Raw genomic sequence first — 1284 nt, 5'->3', positions numbered from 1 at the left:
TGCTCCGGTGAGGTCGTCGTCTGCTGGTGTGGGAGAGCTGTCGCAGCTGGTTGGTGGCACGGTGCTGGTGACCGGTGGCACGGGTGGTCTGGGTGCTGAGGTGGCGCGTTGGCTTGCGGGTGAGGGTGTGGGGCGTCTGCTGCTGGTGAGCCGGCGGGGTCCCGAGGCGCCTGGCGCGGCCGCGCTCCGGGCGGAGCTTGTGGAGCTGGGCTGCGATGTGGACATCGTGGCGTGTGATGTGTCGGATCGTGCGGCGCTCGCCGAGGTGCTGGCGGGGATTCCCGCTGAGTTCCCGTTGTGTGGTGTCGTGCACACGGCCGGAGTACTGGATGACGGTGTGGTCGAGACTCTGTCGCCGGAGCGGTTTGCGGGGGTGTGGGGGGCGAAGGTTGATGCGGCGGTTCATCTGGATGAGCTGACTGCTGGGTTGGCTGTGCCGTTGTCGTTGTTTGTGGCGTTCTCGTCGGTGGCGGGTTCGTGGGGTGGTGAGGGTCAGGGCAACTATGCGGCGGCGAACGCGGCGTTGGAGGCTCTGGTCGAACAGCGTCGGGCGCGAGGGCTCGTCGGGTCCTGTGTGGCGTGGGGTCCGTGGGCGGATGCCGGCATGGCTGCCGATGAGGCGGTGGCCGGGCGTATGCGGCGGCAGGGTGTTGTGCCGATGGAGCCGTCTAGGGCGTTGACGGTCCTGGGCCAGGTCGCCGCGTGCGACGAGGGCAGTCTCACGGTGGTGGAGGTGGACTGGGAACGCTATCTGCCGACGGTGACCACCGCCCCCAGTGCGCTCTTCGATGAGATTCCGCAGGTGCAGGCGCTTCGTTCTGAAGGGACGGCGGAGGGCTCGGGCGCACCGTCGCTGCGGTCACGGATGGCCGTGTTGCCGGAGGCTGAGCAGCGGGCGCTGCTGCTGGCGTTGGTGCGGGAGCAGGCTGCGCTGGTGCTGGGGCATGCGTCGGCGGAGATGGTCGTACCCGGGCGTGCCTTCAAGGATCTGGGCTTCGACTCGCTTTCCGCGGTGCAGTTCCGGAATCGGGTGAATGCGGTGACGGGTTTGGCGACGGCGCCGTCGTTGGTGTTCGACTATCCGACGCCGAATGAGCTTGCCGGGTATTTGTGGGGTGAGTTCGCGGGGGTTGTGGGTTCGGCTGGGCTGGTGCCGTTCGGGGCGGTGTCGGTGGCTGACGATCCGGTGGTGATCGTGGGTATGGGGTGCCGTTTCCCGGGTGGTGTGGGTTCGCCGGGTGAGTTGTGGGATCTGGTGGTGTCGGGGGCTGACGCGGTGTCGGG

Annotated in this window: 1 protein-coding gene; it reads left to right on the top strand. The window is 68.3% G+C overall.

Annotated elements, in window-relative coordinates:
* Positions 1-28: 28 nt before the first annotated feature.
* A partial coding sequence (locus tag AOK08_RS48625) for a beta-ketoacyl reductase (protein ID WP_198539566.1) occupies positions 29-1284 on the top strand: 1256 nt, incomplete at its 3' end.

Source organism: Streptomyces graminilatus, assembly GCF_001418565.1.
In the GTDB taxonomy this organism is placed as follows: domain Bacteria; phylum Actinomycetota; class Actinomycetes; order Streptomycetales; family Streptomycetaceae; genus Streptomyces; species Streptomyces graminilatus.
The sequence above is the reverse complement of the archived record's forward strand: the minus strand, read 5'-3'. Positions and strand labels throughout refer to the sequence as shown.